Origin of the sequence: Candidatus Babela massiliensis (assembly GCF_000513475.1) — a bacterium.
GTDB classification, from domain to species: domain Bacteria; phylum Babelota; class Babeliae; order Babelales; family Babelaceae; genus Babela; species Babela massiliensis.
The window spans coordinates 238,609-261,927 of record NC_023003.1; the positions used below are offsets into that span (position 1 = coordinate 238,609).

General features: G+C 27.2%; 17 protein-coding genes, 2 tRNA genes and 1 other RNA gene. 17 read left to right on the forward strand and 3 right to left on the reverse strand.

Annotated features, from left to right (window positions below):
- Window positions 1-56 precede the first annotated feature (56 nt).
- The 6 genes from BABL1_RS01050 (at window position 57) to BABL1_RS01075 (ending at window position 6,677) form a co-directional block, all read left to right on the forward strand.
- Window positions 57-716 carry a hypothetical protein gene (locus BABL1_RS01050; RefSeq protein WP_023791272.1) on the forward strand — a complete coding sequence of 220 codons (660 nt, stop codon included), beginning with the start codon at window positions 57-59 and terminating at the stop codon, window positions 714-716.
- 7 nt (window positions 717-723) lie between these two features.
- Window positions 724-3,276 carry an ankyrin repeat domain-containing protein gene (locus BABL1_RS01055; protein WP_023791274.1) on the forward strand — a complete coding sequence of 851 codons (2,553 nt, stop codon included), beginning with the start codon at window positions 724-726 and terminating at the stop codon, window positions 3,274-3,276.
- A gap of 4 nt (window positions 3,277-3,280) precedes the next feature.
- A complete protein-coding gene (locus tag BABL1_RS01060) occupies window positions 3,281-3,865 on the forward strand; it encodes an ankyrin repeat domain-containing protein (RefSeq protein WP_023791276.1) in 585 nt (194 codons plus the stop codon).
- A gap of 55 nt (window positions 3,866-3,920) precedes the next feature.
- Window positions 3,921-4,445: a hypothetical protein gene (locus BABL1_RS01065; protein WP_023791278.1), complete on the forward strand. Its 525-nt coding sequence runs from the start codon at window positions 3,921-3,923 to the stop codon at window positions 4,443-4,445.
- 482 nt (window positions 4,446-4,927) lie between these two features.
- A complete protein-coding gene (locus tag BABL1_RS01070) occupies window positions 4,928-6,193 on the forward strand; it encodes a WD40 repeat domain-containing protein (protein WP_023791280.1) in 1,266 nt (421 codons plus the stop codon).
- A gap of 103 nt (window positions 6,194-6,296) precedes the next feature.
- Complete coding sequence (locus BABL1_RS01075) at window positions 6,297-6,677, forward strand: hypothetical protein (protein WP_146617268.1); 381 nt, start codon at window positions 6,297-6,299, stop codon at window positions 6,675-6,677.
- 39 nt (window positions 6,678-6,716) lie between these two features.
- Here the strand turns inward: BABL1_RS01075 and lon are convergent, their stop codons facing one another.
- A complete protein-coding gene (lon, locus tag BABL1_RS01080; protein ID WP_023791284.1) occupies window positions 6,717-9,164 on the reverse strand; it encodes an endopeptidase La in 2,448 nt (815 codons plus the stop codon).
- 439 nt (window positions 9,165-9,603) lie between these two features.
- On the opposite strand from lon, the gene BABL1_RS01085 reads away from it, so the two are divergent.
- The 7 genes from BABL1_RS01085 (at window position 9,604) to der (ending at window position 16,886) form a co-directional block, all read left to right on the forward strand.
- Window positions 9,604-10,989 (forward strand): NTP/NDP exchange transporter, encoded by a 1,386-nt coding sequence (locus tag BABL1_RS01085; protein WP_023791286.1) that lies wholly within the window; start codon window positions 9,604-9,606, stop codon window positions 10,987-10,989.
- A 128-nt stretch (window positions 10,990-11,117) separates the two neighbouring features.
- On the forward strand, window positions 11,118-12,509 hold the full coding sequence (locus BABL1_RS01090; RefSeq protein WP_023791288.1) for an NTP/NDP exchange transporter: 1,392 nt from the start codon (window positions 11,118-11,120) through the stop codon (window positions 12,507-12,509).
- A gap of 170 nt (window positions 12,510-12,679) precedes the next feature.
- Window positions 12,680-13,615 (forward strand): 30S ribosomal protein S2, encoded by a 936-nt coding sequence (rpsB, locus tag BABL1_RS01095; protein WP_023791290.1) that lies wholly within the window; start codon window positions 12,680-12,682, stop codon window positions 13,613-13,615.
- Between the two features lie 5 nt (window positions 13,616-13,620).
- Window positions 13,621-13,712, forward strand: a tRNA-Ser gene (locus BABL1_RS01100).
- Window positions 13,713-13,714: 2 nt separating this feature from the next.
- Window positions 13,715-13,808, forward strand: an RNA gene (ffs, locus tag BABL1_RS05375) — signal recognition particle sRNA small type.
- Window positions 13,809-13,836: 28 nt separating this feature from the next.
- Entirely contained in the window at window positions 13,837-15,504 is a 1,668-nt protein-coding gene (gene dnaX / locus BABL1_RS01105; RefSeq protein ID WP_023791292.1) for a DNA polymerase III subunit gamma/tau, read from the forward strand.
- 53 nt (window positions 15,505-15,557) lie between these two features.
- Window positions 15,558-16,886, forward strand: coding sequence for a ribosome biogenesis GTPase Der (der, locus tag BABL1_RS01110; RefSeq protein WP_023791294.1), 1,329 nt, complete (start codon window positions 15,558-15,560; stop codon window positions 16,884-16,886).
- Window positions 16,887-16,952: 66 nt separating this feature from the next.
- Here der and BABL1_RS05170 read toward each other — a convergent pair whose 3' ends face one another.
- A complete protein-coding gene (locus tag BABL1_RS05170) occupies window positions 16,953-17,996 on the reverse strand; it encodes an ankyrin repeat domain-containing protein (RefSeq protein WP_023791296.1) in 1,044 nt (347 codons plus the stop codon).
- A gap of 231 nt (window positions 17,997-18,227) precedes the next feature.
- Between BABL1_RS05170 and BABL1_RS01120 the strand changes: the two genes are divergently transcribed.
- Window positions 18,228-18,563 carry an HPF/RaiA family ribosome-associated protein gene (locus BABL1_RS01120; protein WP_023791298.1) on the forward strand — a complete coding sequence of 112 codons (336 nt, stop codon included), beginning with the start codon at window positions 18,228-18,230 and terminating at the stop codon, window positions 18,561-18,563.
- Window positions 18,564-18,605: 42 nt separating this feature from the next.
- On the opposite strand, the gene BABL1_RS01125 is transcribed toward BABL1_RS01120, so the two are convergent.
- Window positions 18,606-20,093: a protein-disulfide reductase DsbD family protein gene (locus tag BABL1_RS01125; RefSeq protein WP_023791300.1), complete on the reverse strand. Its 1,488-nt coding sequence runs from the start codon at window positions 20,091-20,093 to the stop codon at window positions 18,606-18,608.
- 88 nt (window positions 20,094-20,181) lie between these two features.
- Here BABL1_RS01125 and BABL1_RS01130 point away from each other — a divergent pair.
- From BABL1_RS01130 to BABL1_RS01140, 3 genes are all read left to right on the forward strand, one after another.
- Window positions 20,182-20,257 (forward strand) — tRNA-Ala (locus tag BABL1_RS01130).
- A 184-nt stretch (window positions 20,258-20,441) separates the two neighbouring features.
- Window positions 20,442-21,482 (forward strand): ankyrin repeat domain-containing protein, encoded by a 1,041-nt coding sequence (locus BABL1_RS05175; protein ID WP_146617269.1) that lies wholly within the window; start codon window positions 20,442-20,444, stop codon window positions 21,480-21,482.
- 130 nt (window positions 21,483-21,612) lie between these two features.
- Window positions 21,613-23,301, forward strand: a complete 1,689-nt coding sequence (locus BABL1_RS01140; protein WP_023791302.1) for an AAA family ATPase — start codon at window positions 21,613-21,615, stop codon at window positions 23,299-23,301.
- The last annotated feature ends 18 nt before the right edge of the window (window positions 23,302-23,319 follow it).

The window sequence follows — 23,319 nt, forward strand, 5'->3', positions numbered from 1 at the left end:
TGTTTAGAAAATTGTGGCATACCACAATTAAAATTAAATAATTAAGAAAGACAATCATGTTTTACAATACTAAGTTTCTAGATATAATAATTTTCATCATTAATTTTTCTGGAACTTTAATTTTTAGTAACTTAATTTTTACTCCACTTATAACTATAATATCAAATTTAATATGTTTTCCTGGAGCAATTACCTATAGAATAATAAATAAGTTATTTTGCGATAGGCAAGGGATATACATTGATAAAATAGAATATTTCAAGCCATTGGCATTAGAATCTCATTACGTAATTTATCAATCAAGAGAAAGTAAGAAAAATATATCAATTATAATAGGACCTTTTATAATTAATACTCTATTATGCGCATTATTTACCTTTGAATTTAGTATTTTAACGGTATTAAAAACTAGCTTTACAACAGATAAAGTTTGGACATATCTCAGTTTATGGTTAGGTGTATCCTTTGGTTATTTTGCCATTCCCACCAAAAAGGATATTCAACAAATAAGAGGAATAATTACTACCCCAAATACCAAATTCTTAACTTTTATCGATAAAAATATTTATTATTTCAAATCAAATATTATGTATATCTTAAGATATTTTTATGCTTTTATAATACCATTTATAGTTTCTATATTATTTCTTACTTTATATAGTTTATTTCAAAAAATTTTAATAATTAATATAATAAAAATTCATAACTCAAAGTAAAAATAAAATGAACAAACTCTACATAATAACTATATTAAGTATTTTATTTAAAGCACAAACTATATACCCTATTAACATTAAAGAATCCATAGAACAGATAAACTACACAGATTCATTAGAAAGCATTACTAGAAATTTAATAAATATATTTAAATATTACAACATAAATGCAACTCCCAATGATAAAATACAAGTAGCTCTTAATAGAATTATAAAAGAACATATAAATTCGTATGACAATAGAACGATTATTCATGATTGGGTCGATATAGTATTATCATTAAAAGAACTACAAGAACTAAAATATAGAGATATTTTAATAAGATTTTTAACTAAATCTTTAAAATTAAGCAGAGTTAATTTTGATTCAAATAAGGATGGAGAGATAGCATTAATTAAAGCTATTAAAGATCCAATATTAACAAAGATCTTATTAGAAAATGGGGCTAATCCCAATGCTAATAATAATAAATGCAAAACTGCTCTATTAAAAGCAGTTAATAATAATTATACAAATAGCGTAAAAGCTCTTTTAGAATATGGAGCAAATCCAAATTACTATAATTACTCAAATGATAATAGAAATACGGTACTAATTAAAGCGGTTAAAAATAACAATAAAGAAATAGTAAAATTACTTCTTAAGTATAAAGCAGATCCTGATGTACTAAATAAAATTGGCGAAGGACCATTAAATTTTGCCTTAATCAATAAAAATATAGATACCATACAACTACTTGTTGATTATAACGCAAGTCCATATGTTTTTGATATAGAGATAAGAGATAAATTTTTAATATCTGCTTTAAAAAATCATCAATCTTATATGGTAAATATAATCCTAAATAGCAAATATTCAGATAAAGATATAATGAGTATTGCAAAAGAAAATAATTATCAAAATATATTAGATCAAGATCCTGAAGATAAATCTAAATATATGGTATATTACACTTTCAAAAGAAAAAATGAGCAAACCTCTTTGATTCCACGAAGAGTTAAAATACCTAAAGTTTACGCAACTTTTTTTCAAGTATTTCAAGAAAAAGATCTTACAAAAATAAAAGCTTTTCTGGAAAATAACTTCAAGAATAAGACTGAAATTAAAAACTTTTTAAACAGTAATCTTGTTTTATTTGAAGAAGGTAATAATCCTCTAATTGCAGCAACACAAGTTAATGATGTACAAAGGGTAGAGCTGCTTCTTGAATATGGTATTAATCCAAATACCAAGAACCACGATGGTTATACACCTTTACTGCTTGCTAGCTTAAACAATAATAACAATATTATAAAACTTCTTATCGATCATGGTGCTGATGTTAATGTTCAAGATAATATAGGATATACAGCATTACAAGTAGCATCGATTTCTAATAACAAAGAAATCGTAAATTTACTTATAAATGCAGGAGCCAATTTAGACACAAAAATTAATTTTGGAGCAACTGCTTTATGCCTTGCTGTAGTAGAAAATAACGAAGAAATTGTAAACATTCTTCTTAAAGCTGGAGCTAATCCTAACATCAAAGATAATAATGATAATACCTCTTTAATGTTAGCAACTAATTTAGAAAATAAAGAATTGGTAAATATGTTAATAAAATTTGAAGCTAAAATTGATATTATAAACAGTAGAAACAGAACAGCTCTGATACTAGCTATAGAAAAAAATAACAAAGATATAGTAGAAATACTTCTTAAAACAGGTGCCAATCCAAATCAAAAATTAAAAGATATACCAGTAGTTATATTAGCAATCACAAAAGATGAGAATGAAATTACTAAATTACTGATTGATTATGGAGCAGATGTAAATACTAAATATGATTCTATAACCCCATTAATATTAGCAATCAAGGAAAATAATAAAGAGCTAATAAAGCTTCTTATTGAACTAAAAGCCGATGTAAATTCACAGGATGCTTTGGGTTTTACTGCATTAGTTTATGCTGTAGATAAAGAAGACTCGTCTCTTACTAAATTACTTATCGATTCAGGAGCTAATCCAAACATACTTAATGAAAAAAAAGTCTCAGCTTTACATTTAGCAATTCATGCAAATCAATATGAAATTGTAAAGCAACTTATAGAATCAGGTGCCAATCTTGATTTACAAAACGAAGTTATATCTACCCCTTTAATGATAGCTATATTTAATAATAATTACGAAATAGCAAAGTTACTTGTTGAAAATGGTGCTAACCTTGATATAAAAAATTACCAAGGAAATAATGCACTAATACTTGCAGTAAATAAAAATAAAGAAATAGTAGAAATGCTGGTAAAGGCTGGAGCTAATCTTAATATACAAGATAATAATGGAAATACTCCCTTAATGCTTGTGGTTCATTCTTCAAATGAGGAAATAGCAAAATTACTTATACAAAGTGGAGCTAATCTTAATATAAGAAATAAGAAGAGTTCTACCGCTTTAACTAATGCTGTAGTCACAAATAATACTAAAATATCAAAACTACTTATTACATCTGGAGCAAATATCGAAATATCAGAGAATCAAGTATCTTTATTAACTATAGCAGCTTATCAAGGACAATGAAGAGATGGTAAAGCTTTTAATTAGATTTGGAGCAAATCTTAATACGAAAAATAAAGACGGTAGTACTGCTTTGATTATGGCCACAGTTAATAATCAAATCAATAGTCTAAAATTACTAATTAAAGAAGGTGCTGACATAAATCTAAAGAATAAATATAATCATAATGCACTGATGTATGCAGCTCTTGAAGGCAATCAAGAAATTGTAAAATTACTTATCAATTCTGGAATAGATCTAAATTTACAAGATAATAATGGTTTTACAGCATTATCAATGACAATAAATGAAAATATCAATGATATTACAAAGATACTTATTGAATCTAAAGCCAATCTAGATTGTCAAGATAATAATGGTCTAACAGCTCTGTTTTTAGCAGTTTACCAAAATAATTATGACATTGTTAAACTTTTATTAGAAAATGGAGCAAATCCAAAAATAAAATCTAATAATGGTTATACTGCTTTAGATGTAGCAGAAGAGTACAGTGATTTACAAACAATAAAATTATTGAAGAGCTATATTAAAAAAGAAAATAATTTTCTAAGAAAAATATACAATTACTGTAGTGATATTATACCTATTTGATAAAATATAGTATAATTATAATATATGTTAAAAATCAATTTTTACTACGACTATAATGAAAAAATTAAATTCTATCCTTACAATAATCATAATGTTACTAACATATGTAAATATATATAGCAACATTAAAAATAATAATTACGAAACTACTATAGAATATGCAATAAAAAAAAGCAGAGTTGATCTATTTAATAAAGCTTTAGAATACAAAAAATTGACTCTTCAGGAAAAAAATAAACTTGTTGATATAGCTAATAAAACTTTAAACTTTAGAAATAGCAAAATACGTCTTGATATAATTCCTAAATCTAATCCTTCTACCTTAGGGTATTTTCTACTATCACAAGCAACTTTTTGCGGAATCTTTGGAGGACTTCTTACCTATATTGTTTACTCAAATTCTAATGATTCAGATCGAATATTTACTTTAGCGCCTTTAACAATTACTTGCTTTGCATGCTCTACACCTCTTATAATGGGAATAAAAGAACTGCTAAAATCTAGAACTTTTAGGACAAAAAAACAAAAATATTGGGATGCTCTGAAAATAAAAAATATATTAACAAATCTCGAAGTATAACCATTTAAGCAATATAAATTTTGAGCTAATCTCTAAAAGATATTGCTTTTTATTATAAAATTATAACTTATATTTCAATCGAAAAACAAGATGTTTCGATTAGCAATTTTGCAATCAAGCCAATTTTAAATATCATTACGTAATCTTATCATACTCTTTCTGATACTATAATAGCAGCTCTATTATATATTAAGTCTTTTTTAAATCTCCAGAGATAATTGATAATACAATAGTTTTTAGCTGATATTCTTTAGAAGAATGCATAAATCTATAATCAATACTAAAGTAAATATTTCAGGTCAGGCAACAATTTACAATGAAACCAAGTGTATAGAATACAAACATGATAAATACTCAAAGAGAATTTTAACTTTTAAAAAGTACATTATAGATTTAATATCTCTACCTCCTTTTCATTATATTAATTAATATGCTATTATATAAAATAAATATATTATTAAATAAATATTTGTATAATTATAATGAATAAAATAAAAAAAATATTTTTTTACCAAGTTTTACTTTTAATTAACTCCATTTTCTCAATGTCTCAAGAAGCAAGAGTAGAAAAAAATAAAGTTAATTACAACCTGACTGAACTTTGTATAGAAAGATGTTGCCAACTTTTAGTAGAAAAAAAATTAAGCATTCAAGATTTAAAGAAAATTCCCGAGGATTTAAAAGATCCAATAAAAGATTATTTTATTATAAATTATCCTGAAATAGCTTGGTCCTTTGAAGATAATATAAGTACAAGTCAAGATGCACACCAAGAAGGCATTATTACCTATGCAATAAGTCCCGATAATAAAATAGTAGTTACAGGCGCTTTTGATAATACTGTAAAAATATGGGATATAGAAACGGGAAAATGTCTAAAGACATTAAAACACAATAGTATGATAACCGATATTGCGATAAGTAATAATATCATTATTAGCACGACCAATAATTGTTTATACTTATGGTCTACCAAAGGTGCTTTTATAAAAAGTATTAAAACTAATCAAAACACATACTTTATTTTACTAGATGCTAATAATATGATTATAACTATAGGAAATGATAATAAAAAAATTAATATTTTAGAAATAGATAGTCCTCATCAACTAAGTAAAGAAACAGATCATCAGAAATTGATTAAATCATTAAAATTAACTTCTGATAATAAATATCTAATAACTCACTCTTTTGATAATACAACTAAAATCTGGTCTTATCCTAATATTAGTTGTTTACGAACTATTAGCAATAGTTATTCAACAACATTAAGCAACAATAATCAAATTTTAATCATAGGTCATGATCAAGATGTAGTTCTTTACAATATAAGTGATAACAATATAATGCAAACATTGTCTGGCCACAATAATAAAGTCACCTCTGTAGCTATTAGTTCAAACAATAAATTTCTAGTAAGTAGCGATAAAGATAATATAACAAAAATATGGAATTTAAAAAGTGAAATATGTTTATTTAGCATAGTTCAAAATAATGAAGTAAAACATTTAATGATAACTCCTGATGAGAAGTTTTTAATAACTAGTACTGGTAATTTATTAAAAATATGGGATATAAACACAGGAAAGCTAATAAAAGAACATCAATCAAAATATCATATTAATTTATTAAAAATAAGTAGCAATAATAAGTTTATTATAACAAGTTCTCTTGGAGAGACAAAAATCAAGATTATCTATATACCTTCAAGCAAGACTCTTTCAGAAATACTATCTAAAATCTCATAATACAAATTTTCAATTTAAAATTGACATATTTTTTCAGATTGATATTATTTAATAATAGGATTGTATAAGAATGTCTATAAATATATTTGTGATGGAAAGCAATATGATAAATAAATATGTTACATTAATATTATGCCTTTTATTAGGCTTTAAATCAACTTCAGCAATGGAGCATGATGATCAGAATTATGAATTAAAAGATATAAAAGTCAAATATCATTATCAACCAAAAACTTTATTAACATTTTGCTCAGAATTTGTGGCTAAAAATAATATGAGTACAGATAAGTTACCTCAAGAACTGAGAACATTAATAGAAGAAATAAAAAACAAAAATAGTATTGATATTAAAAAAAAAGTAATAACATTAATAAACTATATAAATAGTTTAATACCTACTAGACCAATTACAATAGCGCTATTATCAACTGGTTCAATTCAGCAATCATTTTGGGAACTAAAAAATTTATTAGATTATTTCTAAATAAAAAAGAGATAAGTTTTTTGCTTATCTCTTTTTTTATTATTTTTTAGTTTTAGTTCTTGTTTTTTTTACTTTGGAAGAATTACCATTTTTGCCATTTTCTTTAGATTCTTGATCTTGAGAAATTTCTTCATGATCAAAAGGGCTATTACCAAGAGATAATCTAAGAACTTCATCCATATTACTTACAAAAATAATATTTAAATGATCACTCTCGCCTATATCCTTCATTACCTCTTCAACAACATGTCGGTTTTCCTCTGGCACTAAAACGGTTTTCATACCATATTGTCTTGCTGCTAAAATCTTTTCTTTAAGACCTCCAACACCAAGCACTCTACCTCTTAGAGTAATTTCACCAGTCATTGCAACTTCCGGTTTAGTTGGATTTTTAGTCAAAGCAGATACTAAGGCAACACACATGGTTATACCAGCTGATGGTCCATCTTTAGGAGTAGCTCCTTCAGGAATATGAACGTGAATATCTTTTGTTGAAGTAAAAGAATCTTTTAATCCTAGGGCATCCCCTCTTGATCTTATATAACTTAAAGCAGCATGAGCAGACTCTTGCATCACCTCACCTAATTGTCCAGTTAATGTAAGACCACCTTTACCAGCAATAGCAGTTACTTCTATTTCAAGAACATCTCCACCAACTTCAGTCCATGCAAGACCGGTTGCTACACCAATACGATTTTCGCTCAAGTCTAAAACAGAACGCTTAAAAATCGGATATCCTAACCATTCTTTTATAGCAGCCTGATCTACAGTTACACTCTTTAATTTTTTATCTTTTAAAAGAACCTGAATAACTTTACGCATTAATTTGGTAATTAATCTTTCAAGCTGGCGAACCCCTGATTCACGAGTATATTCACTAATAATGATTTTTAAAATATCATCAGAAATAACAAATTGTGATTCTTTTAAACCATATTCTTTTAAATTTTTTGGTATTAAGAAAGATCTTGCTATTTCTACTTTCTCAACTTCAGTGTAACCAGATAAAATTATTTTATCCATACGATCATATAATGGATATGGAATACCTTCAACATGATTTGCTGTTGTTATAAATAAAACCTGAGATAAATCATACCCAATTTCTAAGAAGTGATCCATAAAATTCTTGTTTTGTTCTGGATCTAAAACCTCAAGTAATGCTGCAGATGGATCTCCATGATAATCACTAGCCATTTTATCGATTTCATCAAGCAATATAACAGGATTTATAGTTTTTGCTTTGCGCATTGCTTGAATAATTTTTCCTGGCATAGAGCCTATATAAGTTCTTCTATGTCCTCTAATTTCAGCTTCATCTTTAACTCCACCAAGAGAGATTCGGACAAATTCTCGCCCTAAGCTTTCAGCAACTGATTTTGCCAAAGAGGTTTTCCCAACCCCTGGGGGCCCGATTAAGCAAATAACAGGAGATCTTTTAAAGCTTTTTGAGAATTTTTTAGCGGCTAAAAACTCTATAATTCGTTCTTTTGCTTTTTTAAGACCAGCATGATGTTCATTTAATATTCTTTCGGCATCTTCTATACCAATCGTATCTCGACTTGCTTTACTCCAAGGTAATGACATTATCCAGTCTATATAATGTCTACTAACAACAGCTTCAGAAGATAAAGAAGGCATTTGCTCAAGACGTTTTAGCTCTTTTTCAACCTTTTCAGATGCTTCTTGAGTTAGTCCTAAAGTTTTAACTTTAGATCTTATTTGTGAAATTTCAGTAGAAATATCTTCTTTGCCTAGCTCTTTTTGAATAGCTTTAATCTGTTCATTTAAATAATATTCTCTTTGATTTTTTTCAACTTGTTTTTGTATAGTAGCTCTTATTCTTTCCTCAGTTTCCAGTATATCAATTTCTTTTTTCAAAAAAGCACATAACTTAATTATACGCTCTTTTAAATCATAAAGCTCAAGAAGCTGTTGCCGTTCATCAAAAGTCAAGTTAAGATGAATAGCTAAAGTGTCAGACACAATATCCATATCTTCAGGAGTATTAGTCAAAGCCATTAGATCTGTAGGAATCTTGGTATTCAGTTGAGCATAAGTTGCATATAAAGCCTTTAATTGTCTCCAAGAAGCTTCTAATTCCGTTGTACTTTCAAGACCAGTAGTAGGTAAATCTTGAATTTCAACTTCTAAAAATTTTTCATTAAAATGACTAGAAATAAGTTTAGATCTACATATACCTTCAACTAAGATCTTAAGAGTACCTTTTGACATACGCTCTACTTGTAAAACAGTAGAACGGGTACCATACTCAAATACATCATCCTGCGTTGGATGTTCTATATCTGAATGCTTTTGTGCTGTAATAAAAATCGATTTATTATTCTTTAAAGAATATTCAACAGCTTCTATTGAAGAAGCTCTACCAACAATTATAGGTATAATACTTCTTGGCAAAATAACCACGTTTTTAAGTGGCAAAAGAGCTAGAAGCTTATTTTGTTCATATTGTTCATTTTCATTCATTTATATATCCTAAATTAAAATTATATTTTCGTTAAATAATTTTTAAAGATGTTTAATTATCAAATTTAACTATAATATTTAAGATTATTTTAGCACAAGAGGCTCAATTAGTAAATAATTAACAAAATTGCTTATTTTCAAGTTATTAATAAGAAATTTCAAACTTTTGAAAAACAATATATAATGAAATATATCTAATTAATTTTCTTTTGTTGAAACTAAATTGCAAAATTATTAATTTAATATAAATAAATTATATTTAAAATTTTAAGAAAGATTATTAAAATTTTTAATAATAAAAGGGAGTACTAAAATGAAAAAATTATAAAACAATTAGAAAAATATAAAAAATATTTTTTACAATTAAGAAAAGTTAAATTATAATAAAAGCATGAACAATATAAAACAATACTAATTTTTTAATCATAAGGGTAAATTTATGTTAGGTTATTTATCGAGAAGCAAACTCTTTAGAATTTGGTTTGGTGACTTTGAAAAAGAAGAACTAAAAAAATTCGTAAGATTGGGCTTGATCTTTGCTTTGGTAATAGGTATCTATTGGACTATGAGACCACTTAAAGATTCTATCTTTGCGTCTATGGTGCATGATCCATTGGCTGTAGCTGCTAATCCTAAAGCAAAAGGAGCTTTCATTCCTTGGGCTAAAATAGTTTCACTTTTAGTTCTATTTCCAATAGTTATGCTTTACTCAAAAGCAGTAGAAAAATTTCCAAGACAACATATGTTCTATTTCTTAGGAATATTATATAGTATATTAACCTTAGGTTTTGGTTTATACTTTATGCATTCCCCATATGGACTTGCAAATACAGTCGGTAACCAATGGCGTATTATCGGTTGGGCTTGGTATGTATTTGTAGAAAGTTATGGATCTTTAATGGTTGCACTGTTCTGGGCTTTTGCAGCAGATACATCTAGCCCTGAATCGGCCAAAAAGGGATTTGCTCTTACAGTTATGATCGGACAACTAGGTGCTATATTAGGTCCTTGGCTATTAACTCCACTTGGACGCAACTTTTTCTCAAATAGTGCTCCGGTAGTAATGATATGCGCTGCTCTTTCTTTACTAGTAGTTGCTGGAATATATTACTTCATGAAAGTAACTCCTAAAGAACAACTAATTGGTTTTCATGGAAAAAATGAAGCTGAAGAAGAAAGCACTCAAGAACCTGGTTTTTTTGAAGGTTTAAAGTTACTTGTAACTCATAAGTATTTGTTAGGAATATTTAGCATTATTTCAATATATGAAATTCTTGCAACGGTTATGGACTTCAACTTTAAAGCATCTGTAATGGCTAGCCATACAACAGAAGCTGCTTGCTCTGCTTATCTTGGTGACTATGCTGTATGGGTAAACTTAATATCATTCTTATGCTTATTCTTTGGTATAAATAATGTACAAAGATACTTAGGCGTAAAATTCTCTCTTTCAGTTATGCCTTTCTTGATAGTAGCTATGATGGCACTGTTCTTGTTTTACGGTAATCTTGATGTTTTATTCTGGATCATGGTAACTGTTAAAGCTGTTAACTATGCTCTTAATGGTCCTACTATGAAACAACTTTACGTTCCGACAACTAAAGATGTGAAATACAAATCTCAAGCATGGATCGAAACATTCGGTTCAAGAGGATCAAAAGCAGCAGGATCAGGATTTAATATTCTTTCATCAATATTAGGTAAATATTTTGTAACCTTTACAAGTATATTTTCGTTTGGTCTTGGCGCTCTTTGGTACTTAATTGCAGCTTATGTAGGAAATAAATATCAAAAAGCTGTTGATGAGAAAAAAGTAGTTTGCTAAAAAGCATATAACATTGAAAAAAATGTATAAAAAGTAAAAAAAAGCCTTCTTTTAAGAAAATAAAATCTTAAGAAGGCTTTTTCTATAATCAATACTTAATATAAATAAATACTAAGGGGCTATTTATAATGAGTTCTAAACTCAAAAAATTCTTTAAAAGTCTATTGGATGTAGAATCCAGTCAGATATCAAAAGTTATCTTTCTATCTATTGCTTTTTTCCTAATAATAGGAGCATATACAATATCTAAAGAGCTTAAAGATGCAGTATTTACCACCATAGTAGGTCATGATCGTAAATATTTTGCATATGCAAAATATCTTTCTATGTTAATATTAATTCCTATATTATTTTTACATTCAAAACTCATAGATACGGTAAAAAGACATGAATTAGTTTATTTCTACACAATACTATTTGGGTCTTTAGGTCTATTATTTGCATTCTTATTAGGAAATGAACATATAGGACTTTACAATACTTTATCAAGTCCTTATCGAGTTTTAGGATGGGCATTTTATTTTTTTATAGAAAGTTACTCTCCTCTAATAATAAGCGTATTTTGGGCTTTTGCAAACTCTATAACGGCTCCCTCAGATGCTAAAAACAATTATACAACTATAATTTCTGCTTCAAAAATAGGCGGCATAATAACAGCCTCTTTGGGACTACTCTTACTTAAAATTAATATTTTTGGCGACACTTTAAACGTACAAATGCTTCTTGGATTTGCTTCTGCATTACTATTAATTGTTCCTATGGTAATTTATAAATTAACAAAAGTTGTTCCTCGCAAAGATATGCATGGTTACGAAGCTGCATATAATGTAAACAAAGCCATAAATAAAAAAGAAGAAAAAGAAGGATGGTTTAGCAGTATCACTTCAGGATTAGTTCTACTCTTTAAGTATCCTTATGTAATGGGAATTTTTGGCATGACATTCTTTTTTGAATTAGTAAATCAAGTCATTAAAGTTGAAAATATAATATTTGGAAAAACTTCTTCAAGTACTATTTCAGAATTAGCATATTTTCTAATCAAACAAGCATTAATAGTCCATTTAGTAGGACTTGTAATAGTATTATTTGGAACAAGAATAATCATAAAAACCCTTGGTGAATTAAAAGCTTTAATGCTCATTCCAACATTAACAGGAATATCTGTTATATTCTTCTTAAAGTATCCATCTTACACAAGCGCCATGGTTGCTTTTGTTGTAACTAGAGCTGTAAATTATGCTTTAACTGTACCATTAAGAGAAAGCTTATATATCCCTACCATAAATGAAATAAGATTTAAAACCAAATCATGGATCGATGGATTAGGATCTAAATTTGCAAAAATGGCGTCATCTTCTTTTAATATGTATACCGATGGACATATTGCAAGCGAAGTTTTAACAATGCAAACTGTATTTTTTAGTATTACTATATCTTTATGGATAATATTATCGTATGCTTTGGGCAAGAGATATGAAAAAGCTGTAGAAGACAATGAAGTTATAGGTGCTAAAAATTAAAAAAATTTTGCATTTTAATTTTATTGTGTTATAATTTCTCTTGTTATAATAAGTGTTTTATTATAACAAGTATAAACAAAAATCTTATTTCCTAAAGTAGGGTGGTTTCTGAAATATCTATTCAGGCCAGGAAATAATAGTTAATAACCCTTAGAAAGAGTATATATCAAATGATAGACAAAAGAAAATTAATAGAATCAGGTGTACATTTTGGACATCAAAAGTCAAAATGGAATCCTAAAATGAAGCCTTATATTTGGGGCCACAAAAACAATGTACATCTTATAGATGTTTTTAAAACAGCTGAAGAATTAGAAAGAGCATCTAAATTTTTAGAATCAGTAGTAGCTAATGGTGAAACAATACTATTAGTTGGAACTAAAAAAGCTGCTCAAAATGGCATTACCCAAATAGCAAAAGAGTTAAATCTTCCTTATGTAAACAACAGATGGATAGGTGGTACTTTTAGTAACTTTAGACAAGTAAAAAAATCTGTTGCTAATTACTTGCATTTTAAAGATATACTTGAAAAATCTAATGAATTTAATTACACAAAAAAAGAATTAAATATCATACAGAAAAAGTTTGATAGACTTGCAAAAAACGTAGGTGGTATAGTTAATTTAAGTTGGCCAATAGGTGCAGTTTTAGTAATAGATGTAAAGAAAGAGCACGTATGTGTTAAAGAAGCTGTATCTATGTCTATACCTATAGTAGCTTTAGTTGATACTAATGGCGATCCTTCAAATATAGATTATGTTATCCCAGCAAATGATGATGCTCCTAGATCCATAGAATTGCTATTAAATTACATCGCTGAAAACATTAAAAAAGGTCAAGAAGTAGCTAAATCTAAACCTAAAGAAGAACTTAACGATCAAGATCTATTGGATAGCATACTTGCTCAAGACAGTGAAGATGAAGAGGATGAAAACTCTAAAAAATCCAAGGGCAAAACCGTTCCATCCAAAGGTCCTAAAAAGAGCGTTAAACCTAAATTCTTTAAAAAGCCAAAAACTGATGAAGATTTAGAAGCTCCAAAAGATAATATAAAAAAAGCTAAAACTGAATCAGTAGAATCTGCTGAGCCATCACAAGCTGAATAAATTTTGGAGAGGTGTCTGAGAGGCCGAAAGAGCATGATTGGAAATCATGTATACCCCTTACCGGGTATCGAGGGTTCGAATCCCTCTCTCTCCACCAAAGTTGGGAAGCTTATAAAGGGTAGTTATTTAATCTGTCAGGACCGAGAGGTAGCAGCAGAAAATAATGTCACTCTTGTATAAGCTTCCCTTATTTAAAATTAAATTAAAAAAAATTAACTTTTATGAATATACAGCTAAATCTAGCTCGAAAATGGCGCTCTAAAAGATTTGACGACGTTGTTGGGCAAGAGCTAGTTATTCGACTTATAAAAAATAGTCTATATCGAAACTTAGTATTTCCTGTTTATTTATTATCAGGACCTAAAGGTTCTGGAAAAACTACAACAGCGCGTTTGTTTGCCTCAGCTTTAAATTGCAATGAATTAAGTAACTTTGAAAAAAAACCACAAGAAGTTTCTTTACCTTGCAACCAATGTAATTCCTGTATCTCTATGAGCAAATTTGCTCATCCTGATTTTATAGAAATAGATGCAGCTTCAAACACAGGGGTAGAAAACATAAGGCAAATAATAGAAACTGCCTCATTTATGCCAGTTCTTGGAAAGAAAAAAATATATTTAATCGATGAAGCTCATATGTTAAGTAAAGCTGCTTTTAACGCTTTTCTTAAAATACTTGAAGAACCTCCAACTGGTACGGTTTTTATGTTAGCAACAACAGATGTTAACAAAATTATTTCTACGGTACAATCAAGATGTTTTCAGCTTTTTTTCTCTATTATTCAAGATCAAGATATAGTCAATCATTTAAGTTTTATATGTACTGAAGAAAATATCTCTTTTGATATAGAAGCACTAAATCTAATAGCAAATCAATCGCAAGGATCTTTAAGAGATGCCATAAATTTACTTGAAAAAGTAAGGTTAAATAGTGAAAAAGTTGATAAAGAAAGTATACTTGAAACTCTAGGATTTTTAAACGAAAACAATTTATTTGAGATATTAAATACTGTTCTTAACAAGAATATAGTTGAACTTATAAATTTATTTAACAAAATAAATCTCAAAAATTATAATGTCATAATTATTTGGAAGCAATTTATAGAATTGGTTCATCAACTATTTTTAATAAAAAATCAAATAGATACTAGTATAAAGCTAAATAAAAATATAGATTTAATCATTAATAAAATATCAATAAAAATACTTTTAGATATGCTTGAAATAGCACATTCCTACGAATTTAAGTTATCTAAAACAACTTTACCTTATTTAAATCTTGAATTGATGTTTATAAATTTAGCTCAGAAAATTAATTTAGATAAAAATAACAATCTTGATAAAGAAAAATTTACTCAAGTAATTAATATAAATAATAACACTGATAATAAATTAGATATTAATCAAGATAAATGGAAAAAGGTATTAGTAGAAATAGATAGCCTAAAAGATCCTCTTTTAAATTCAATATTTCAACAAGCAGAGTTAGATTTATCAAACTATTTAAATAAAGAATTAATTTTATTATTTAGTAAAGATTTCGTATTTTTTAAAGACATCCTTGAAGAAACTAAAAAAACTTGGATTACTATATTTAATAAAAATTTTGGTATAGATGTCAGTATTAAGTTTAATTTTAACAAAATAATTAATAATACAAGCATTACTTTAAACAACAAAAACAATAACCAAAATGAAGAAATTGCTGAAAAAAAAAGCATTTATCCTAAAAAAGAGACAATTTTAATTAAAAATAGTATAATTAATAATAAAAAAGAATATAAAACAAAAAGTTTAGACATATCTAATCAATCCAAATGGCCTAGAGCAAATACTATATTAAAAATTTTTCCAGGCAAAATTTATTTGGAAGAAAACACTAGTCTTTAGATTTAGAATTCCATTTCTATTGATATGGATATTAAGTCAAATAGGAAAAAATTATGAGCAATACTGTAATTATAGTTGGAAGAACCAACGTAGGAAAGTCTACACTATTTAACAGATTATCTGAAAAAGTCAGAAGTATAGCATTAGAATACGAAGGTGTTACTCGAGATTTTTTAAAAGATCAGGTTGAATGGAAAGGTAAAAATTTTGATCTTATAGACAGCGGAGGTTTAGAATTAAGAAAAACCGAAGATCAATTTCAAAAATTAATAACTGAAAAAGTCTTAAGTATTATTAATAAAGGCGATGTCATTATATTTCTGGTTGATGGAAAAACAGGACCTTTAATAGAAGATATAGAAATTTCAAAATTACTTCATAGATTAGAAAGCAAAAAGCCAATTATATTAGCTATTAATAAAAGCGATACCAAAGAAGCACAAGAGAATTTTTATGAGTTCTATCAACTAGGATTTGATAATATGATTGCTGTTTCTGCAGAACATGGCAAAGGTGTTAATGATTTGCTTGATAAAGTAGTTCAATTAATACCTGATAATAAAACTAAAGAAGCTGTTGAACCTGCTTTTAAAGTCTCCTTCATAGGTAAGCCAAATGTAGGAAAATCTTCTTTAATGAACTTATTATTAAAGCAAGAAAGAACTTTAGTCTCTGATATACCAGGAACAACTCGTGAAGCTATTGCCGAAAATATAATGTTTTATCAAGAAGCAATAGAATTAACAGATACGCCAGGAATTAGAAGAAAAAGAGTAGTCAAAGATGAAATAGAAACTTTAATGGTTAAATCATCTTTTCAAGCTTTAAAAAATTCAGATATCATTGTACTTTTGATAGACGGAGCAAGTAGTTCATTAGTAGATCAAGAATTAAAATTAGCTTTCTATGCTTTTGAAAAACAGTATAAATCTCTAATTTTGGTTATAAATAAATCAGATTTATTAACTGAGCAAAATAAAACAGATCTTCAAAATTGTTTTAAATATTATAATCATTTAATTAAAAAGATACCAGTACTTGAAATTTCTTGTAAAACTGGTAAAAATGTCGGAAAATTATTGCCATTAATAAAAAAGACTTGGGACAATTATTCCCAAAGATTTAGCGATAATGCACTTACTAGGTTATTTATCGACTCAGGAATTAAAAAGCCTCTTTATCATAAAAAACAGTTACTCAAAATTTATAAAGTAAGACAAGTAAGAACAGCTCCAGTAACTATAGAACTAGTAGTAAATACAGTTGAATGGTTCAAAGAAGCTCAACTTGGTTATTTTGAAAATATTATGAGAACAACTTATGATCTACTTGGAGCTCCTATAAAGTTCTTAGTTAAAAAAGAACCTAGAGCAATAGATTAATCTATTATTAAAAATTTTAAAGGAAATAAGATTTTTTATCTTATTCCCTTTAACTTTTTGATTCTACTATTTAATAATATTTTTACTAACTTCTCTTAATATATCTACTATATCATCATAATTATTAAGACAAGCAATAGTCAATGCAGTATTACCATCATTATTTTGAATATTAATATCAGCACCTAATTTTATTAATACTTCTACTACTTCTTTATGATCATTTCTAGCTGCTGTTATTAAACCCGTATTACCATCATTATCTTTAGCATTAACATCAGCACCCGCTTTTATTAACATTTCTACTATATACTTATTACCCTCTTCCATAGCTGCCAATAATAAAGCAGGATTATCATCATTATCTTTAACATTAACATCAGCACCTGCTTTTATTAGCATTTGAACTATCTCTTTATATCCTTGTAATGATGCCAATATTAAAGCAGTCCAACCATCATTATCTCTAGCATTAACATTAGCACCTGCTTTAAGTAATATTTCTACTATATTTTTATGACACCTCACCAAAGATGCATCCATTAAAGCTGTACTACCATATTTATTTTGAACATTAACATCAGCACCTGATTGAAGTAATGTTTCTACTATACTTTTATAGCCAAATTTAGATGCAAGAATTAAAGCTGTATTGCCAAATTCATTCTTAGCATTAACATTAGCTCCATTTTCTATTAACAATCTTACCATCTCTTCATCGTTGTTTGTAACGGCAAGAATTAATTTATAATCTATTATAACTTGATAAATCTTTTTTCTAATTTCACCATAAAATCTGTCTGATTCAATAAAACAAATAAAATCCTTACAAACTAGTTTTAACTGATATAATTTTTCCTTAAATTCTTCATTTGTAAGCCAAATATTCTTAAAATTTTGGTCAAAACTTTCTAGATTATCACATTCAATATTAGGCAATAAATTTTTTATAACTTCTTGTAAAATCATAATCCATATCTCATTTGGCAAATCAGTAGAATCTGATGACAAAGTTTCTTGTTCAGGTTTAGCTTGTTCCATAGACATAATATTGTTATTTAAAAATACAGCTGACAGAAATACTATCAATAATTGTTTCAATTTATTCATTATTTTCCTTTAATAATTTATATTCAATAAGCTTATTTTTTAAATATATTTCCAATTGACAAAAATGTCAATTGGTCCAACTTAAAATCAATCAATTAATAACTATAGACAATAAAAATAAATTGTTTATCCAGTGCATTTATTTTAAATATTATATTTGTTTAAATATATATTAAAGTTAAGTTATATTATCTTAAGAAATAATATTAGAATCTATTTTCAGGAGAAATTATGCAAAAACGTATAGTTTTTAAAAACACAGATCATTCAGAAAATATAGAAAACTTTGCACTAAAGAAATTAGAAAAAATAGAGACAATTATAGAAAATGAAAGAACTCCTCATAATATTGATATGGTAATAGAAATACACCCTGATCATGCACATAATAGAGTAGAGTTAAATCTCGATTTTGCAAATGTAAGATTGCATGCTCATCATGAAGGACCTGATATATATAAAGAAATAGATGCAGTCATTACCAAAATGATCGAAGAAATCAGAAAAGCTCAAGATAAACAAAAGGATTTAGATAAGCACGGAAACAATAAATATAAAAGTGCCTAGATTTAAAAATGGACACATTTTTATGTGTCCATTTTTCTTTAATTATTTAGATTTAATTAAAAGTTCTATAACTTGTTCAATAGTTAAATCGCCAAGTTCAGCGCCCATTTTCTTAATCAACTGGTTATTATAATTAGCAATGATATAAGTTGGAAAGCCTTTAATAGGACCATATAATTGTTTGATCTTACTAAATGATTCTTCTTCAATATCATAGTTAATTTTAAGAGATATATATTGATCTTTTAAAGCCTTAATAACACTTGGATTTACAAAAATTGTACTATCTATTGATTTACAGGCACCACAATAAGAAGAACCCAAGTCAATAAAAATTAACTTATTTTCTTGTTTTGCTTTTTCTACTGCTTGATCAAAATCATTTAACCATATATTCTCTATATCCTGTACTGTTTTAGAATTCTTAATAGATTTATAAGAATTTATGCCAAAAATTACAGATCCCAAAATTAATAAAGTTCCTATAGCCCTTTTATAAATTTTAATACTAGAAGAATCATAACTTTTAACATCTAAAATATAATAAATACCAAGCATAATGAACGATATTGAAATAATAACAACTAATATAGGCCACGGTAAAATTTTACCTAAATGAGATAAATGGTAAAATGCCATACCGATTAGCATAATACCTATTAATTTTTTAATCTCTACCATCCAAAGCCCTGCACGAGGCATTAATTTTGAAGAACTTGAAAAAGTACCGATAATAAGTAAAGGCAAACTGGAACCTATACCAAAGACAAAAAGTAATAAAAAGCCTTCTAAATAACCTAAAATACCTGATGAAGAACTTAGACTACTTACGTAGTTTAATATCAAAAGTAATCCAGGTGAAAGACAAGGAGAAGCAACGGTTCCACTAACAGACCCAAATATAAAAGCAGATAAGAAAGACCCCTGTTTAACTCCAACAGATTTTGGTTGTAAAAATCTAGGGATTTTTATTTCATAAAAATCTAACATTGAAAGACCAAAATAAATTAACAGTAAAGCAAGAGGAATTATAGTCCAAGGACTACCTTGAAGTTCACCAAATATACAGCCCCCTATAGACGCTATAAAACCGAATATGGCAAAAGTTAAAGAAATTCCCAAAGTATAAGAAGCAGCAATTAAGAAACTTCTAATAGCAGAAGAACTTTGATTTATTTGTAAAATCCCTACTGTAATTGGAATCATAGGATAAATACAGGGTGTTAAACTTAAAAGCAATCCTAAAAGAAATGCTGCAAAAAATCTCATCCAAATAGAACCCGCTTTAGAAAATAAAGAAGAAACTTGATCTTTTATATTTTGAAAGGTAGAAGTAGTAAAGTTAATTAAATTTTGAATAAAACCACTATTAAGAGAAGGCTCTTGAATAGCACAAGTTGGTTCTTTATCTAAATTACTTAAAGAGACTTGTTGTTCCTTTACTTGATTATTGACCGTATTCTCTTGAGCATAAGTACTTTGGCTAAATAAAAGTAAAAGCGAAATAGTTAACTTAAAAAGATATAACATTAATAAAACCCTTTATTTGTTGTTAATTTAAGAATATTAATTAAAAAATTTGCTATTTTAAATCAATTAATTTAAAATATAAGTGTATGGGGCTATAGCTCAGTTGGTAGAGCGCATGGATGGCATTCATGAGGTCACCGGTTCGACCCCGGTTAGCTCCACCACTTATAATTTTTCTTAATTTTAAAGCTATATATCAAAAACAATTCATATTTCATTTTCATTAAGCAATACACAATATTAACTAATATTTTCGAACAAAACCGCACTTTTAGCAAGCTTTTTAAAAATAAATTAGAAGTTATAAGTTCTCTAATCTAAAATACTATAAAAATATGATCAAAGAAAATGAAAAACTTATATCCAATCATCCTGTTAATTATGCTTATCAATCATAACCTAACCTCTATGCAAAATCTTCAGGCGACTTCACCTGTATTAAATTTACCTAATGAAACTATTTCTCATATTATAAGACAACTAATAGAATTGAAATTAAATGATACTATTAATGAATGGAATAACATCTTTGCTGAACCTAACTCTATAAAAATTGATGTAAAAGAACTCGAAATCTTATCTAAAAACTTTCCCCATTGGAATGATTTAATTACAGAATCTTTGAATTCAATTTCATTAAAAAATTCATTAAAAGATTTAATGAAAGTTTTAAAACAAGAACGATTTTTAAAATTATTCAATTTATTGGAAAAACAATCTAAAAAAGAGTATGAAAATTGGTTAACTGACAAACTCAATAAAACTTTAACTGAATCATTAATGCCTGTAAATCAAATGTATAAACAAGATTTTACAAAAGTAGTTAAATTAGTACTAGCAGGGGCTAATGTTAATCTAATTTATTATTCATTACCCCTAATATGTCATGCTGCCAAACATAACCGTAAAGAAATAGTAAAAATTCTTATTCAAGCTGGTGCTGATGTAAATTATAAAGACAATAATGGCATGACTACTTTAATGCATATCGCTAGAAGCAATAATCAAATAGCTCAAATACTTATTAATGCCCACGCTAATATTGATGCTAAAGACAACAGAGGTTATACAGCTTTAAGTTGGGCTGCCGGCTTTAACGCTGAAGAAACAGTAAAGTTATTAATTCAAGCAGGTGCTAATGTTAATTCTGAAAGTGAATCCGGGCTTACTACTTTAATAAGAGCATCGAAATACGGATATAAAAAAATAGTAGAAATACTTATTAAAGCAGATGCTAATGTTAATGTTAAAATGGAATGCGGATGTACCGCTTTAAGTAGCGCTTTTACAAATTATCATAAAGAATTAGTAGAAATGCTAATTGATAAAGGTGCTGATATTTCTACTCAAAATAATACCTGTTCAGGGACATGTAATAATAGAAATTAGGAAAAATAGCAAAGTTTACTAATATTTTAAAGATAAACTAAAAAAAATTTACTATTCACCCAAATAAAATCAAAAATTATGATATATTAATTGTAAACAATAAAAATTTATAAATTAAAAGAGTATTATAATGAAAGTATTATCTAAAAAATTACCTATAGGAATAAGCGACTTTAAGATTATTATAGAAGATAATTATTACTATATAGATAAAACTTTACTAATAAAAGAAATTATAGAATCTACAGGACAAGTTATATTATTGCCTAGGCCTAGAAGATTTGGCAAAACTCTTAATTTATCAATGATAAAATATTTCTTTGAAAAAAAAGAGGAAAATAACAAACATTTATTTCTTAAAACCAATATTTGGCAAGAAAAAGAATATCAAGCTCTTCATGGAAAATATCCTATAATATTCTTAACATTTAAAGATATAAAAGAAACTTCTTGGGAAAATGCCTACAAAAAAATAATAGCCATAATTTCTGAAGAATTTGAACGTTATTATCTCTTGTTTAGGAAAGATTTACTTCCTCATGTTTTAGAGGAGTTTGAATCTATTTTAAGAAAAACTGCTGATGAAGTAACTTTTAGTAGAAGTCTCTTCATTTTAAGTAAACTGTTATATAAACTTTATAATACTCGAGTAATCATATTAATTGATGAGTACGATGCTCCAATTCACGCTGGATATAATTATGGATACTATAATGAAATAGTTCAATTCATGCGTTCATTATTAACAAGTATACTTAAAGACAACTTATATCTTGAAAAAGGAATATTAACAGGAATTTTGCGCACCTCAAAAGAAGGAATCTTTTCGGGATTAAATAATTTAGCAGTTTATACACTAATGGATACCGATTTTCAAGATAAATTTGGCTTTACAAAACAAGAAGTAGAAAGATTACTCAACGATAGTAATTTAATCGATAAATTTAATGAAATTCAAAAATGGTATAACGGTTATCAATTTGGAAACACTACTATATATAATCCCTGGTCTTTACTTATGTGTACTAAAAATCAAGGTGTACTTAAACCATATTGGGTTAATACAAGTGATAATCAATTAATTAAAAAATTATTAACTCTATCAGGAAAAGAAATAAAATCTGATTTTGAATTGCTTTTAACTAATAAAACAATAGAAAAAGAAATAGACGAAGCAATAATATTTCCTGGAATAGAAAATAACCCTAGAGCAATATGGAGTCTATTATTATTTGCAGGTTATTTAACTTATACTCAATTTAGAATTGAGCAAGGTCATAGTTACTGTAATTTAACTATACCAAATAAAGAAATAGAGCTTTTATATAGTAGTTTCATTAAAGATATTTTTGAAAGCACACTAACAAATCCCAAAGTTAATATACTACTTACATCTTTAACAACAGGTCAAATAGATATTTTCTCTGAATTATTGCAAGAATTTATTATAAATACAATAAGTGTATACGATTTGCCTAATAATGAACCCGAAAAAAGCTATCACTTATTTGTACTTGGTCTTTTAGTACTATTATCAGACACCTATCAAGTAAAATCTAATCGAGAAAGTGGTTTAGGAAGATATGATATCATGCTTATTCCAAAAAATAAAAAAGATCTTGGAATTATCATAGAATTCAAAAAAGTTTCATCTTCAGATAAAAGTCTAGAAAAATCTGCTCAAAAGGCATTAGATCAAATAGAAGAAAAAAATTATGCTCAAGAACTTAAAGATTTAGATATTAAGCATATTAAATTTTTAGGTATAGCCTTTCAAGGTAAAAAAGTTCTAGTAAAATCAAAAGATTTACTAAATTGATAATTATAAAATTAAACA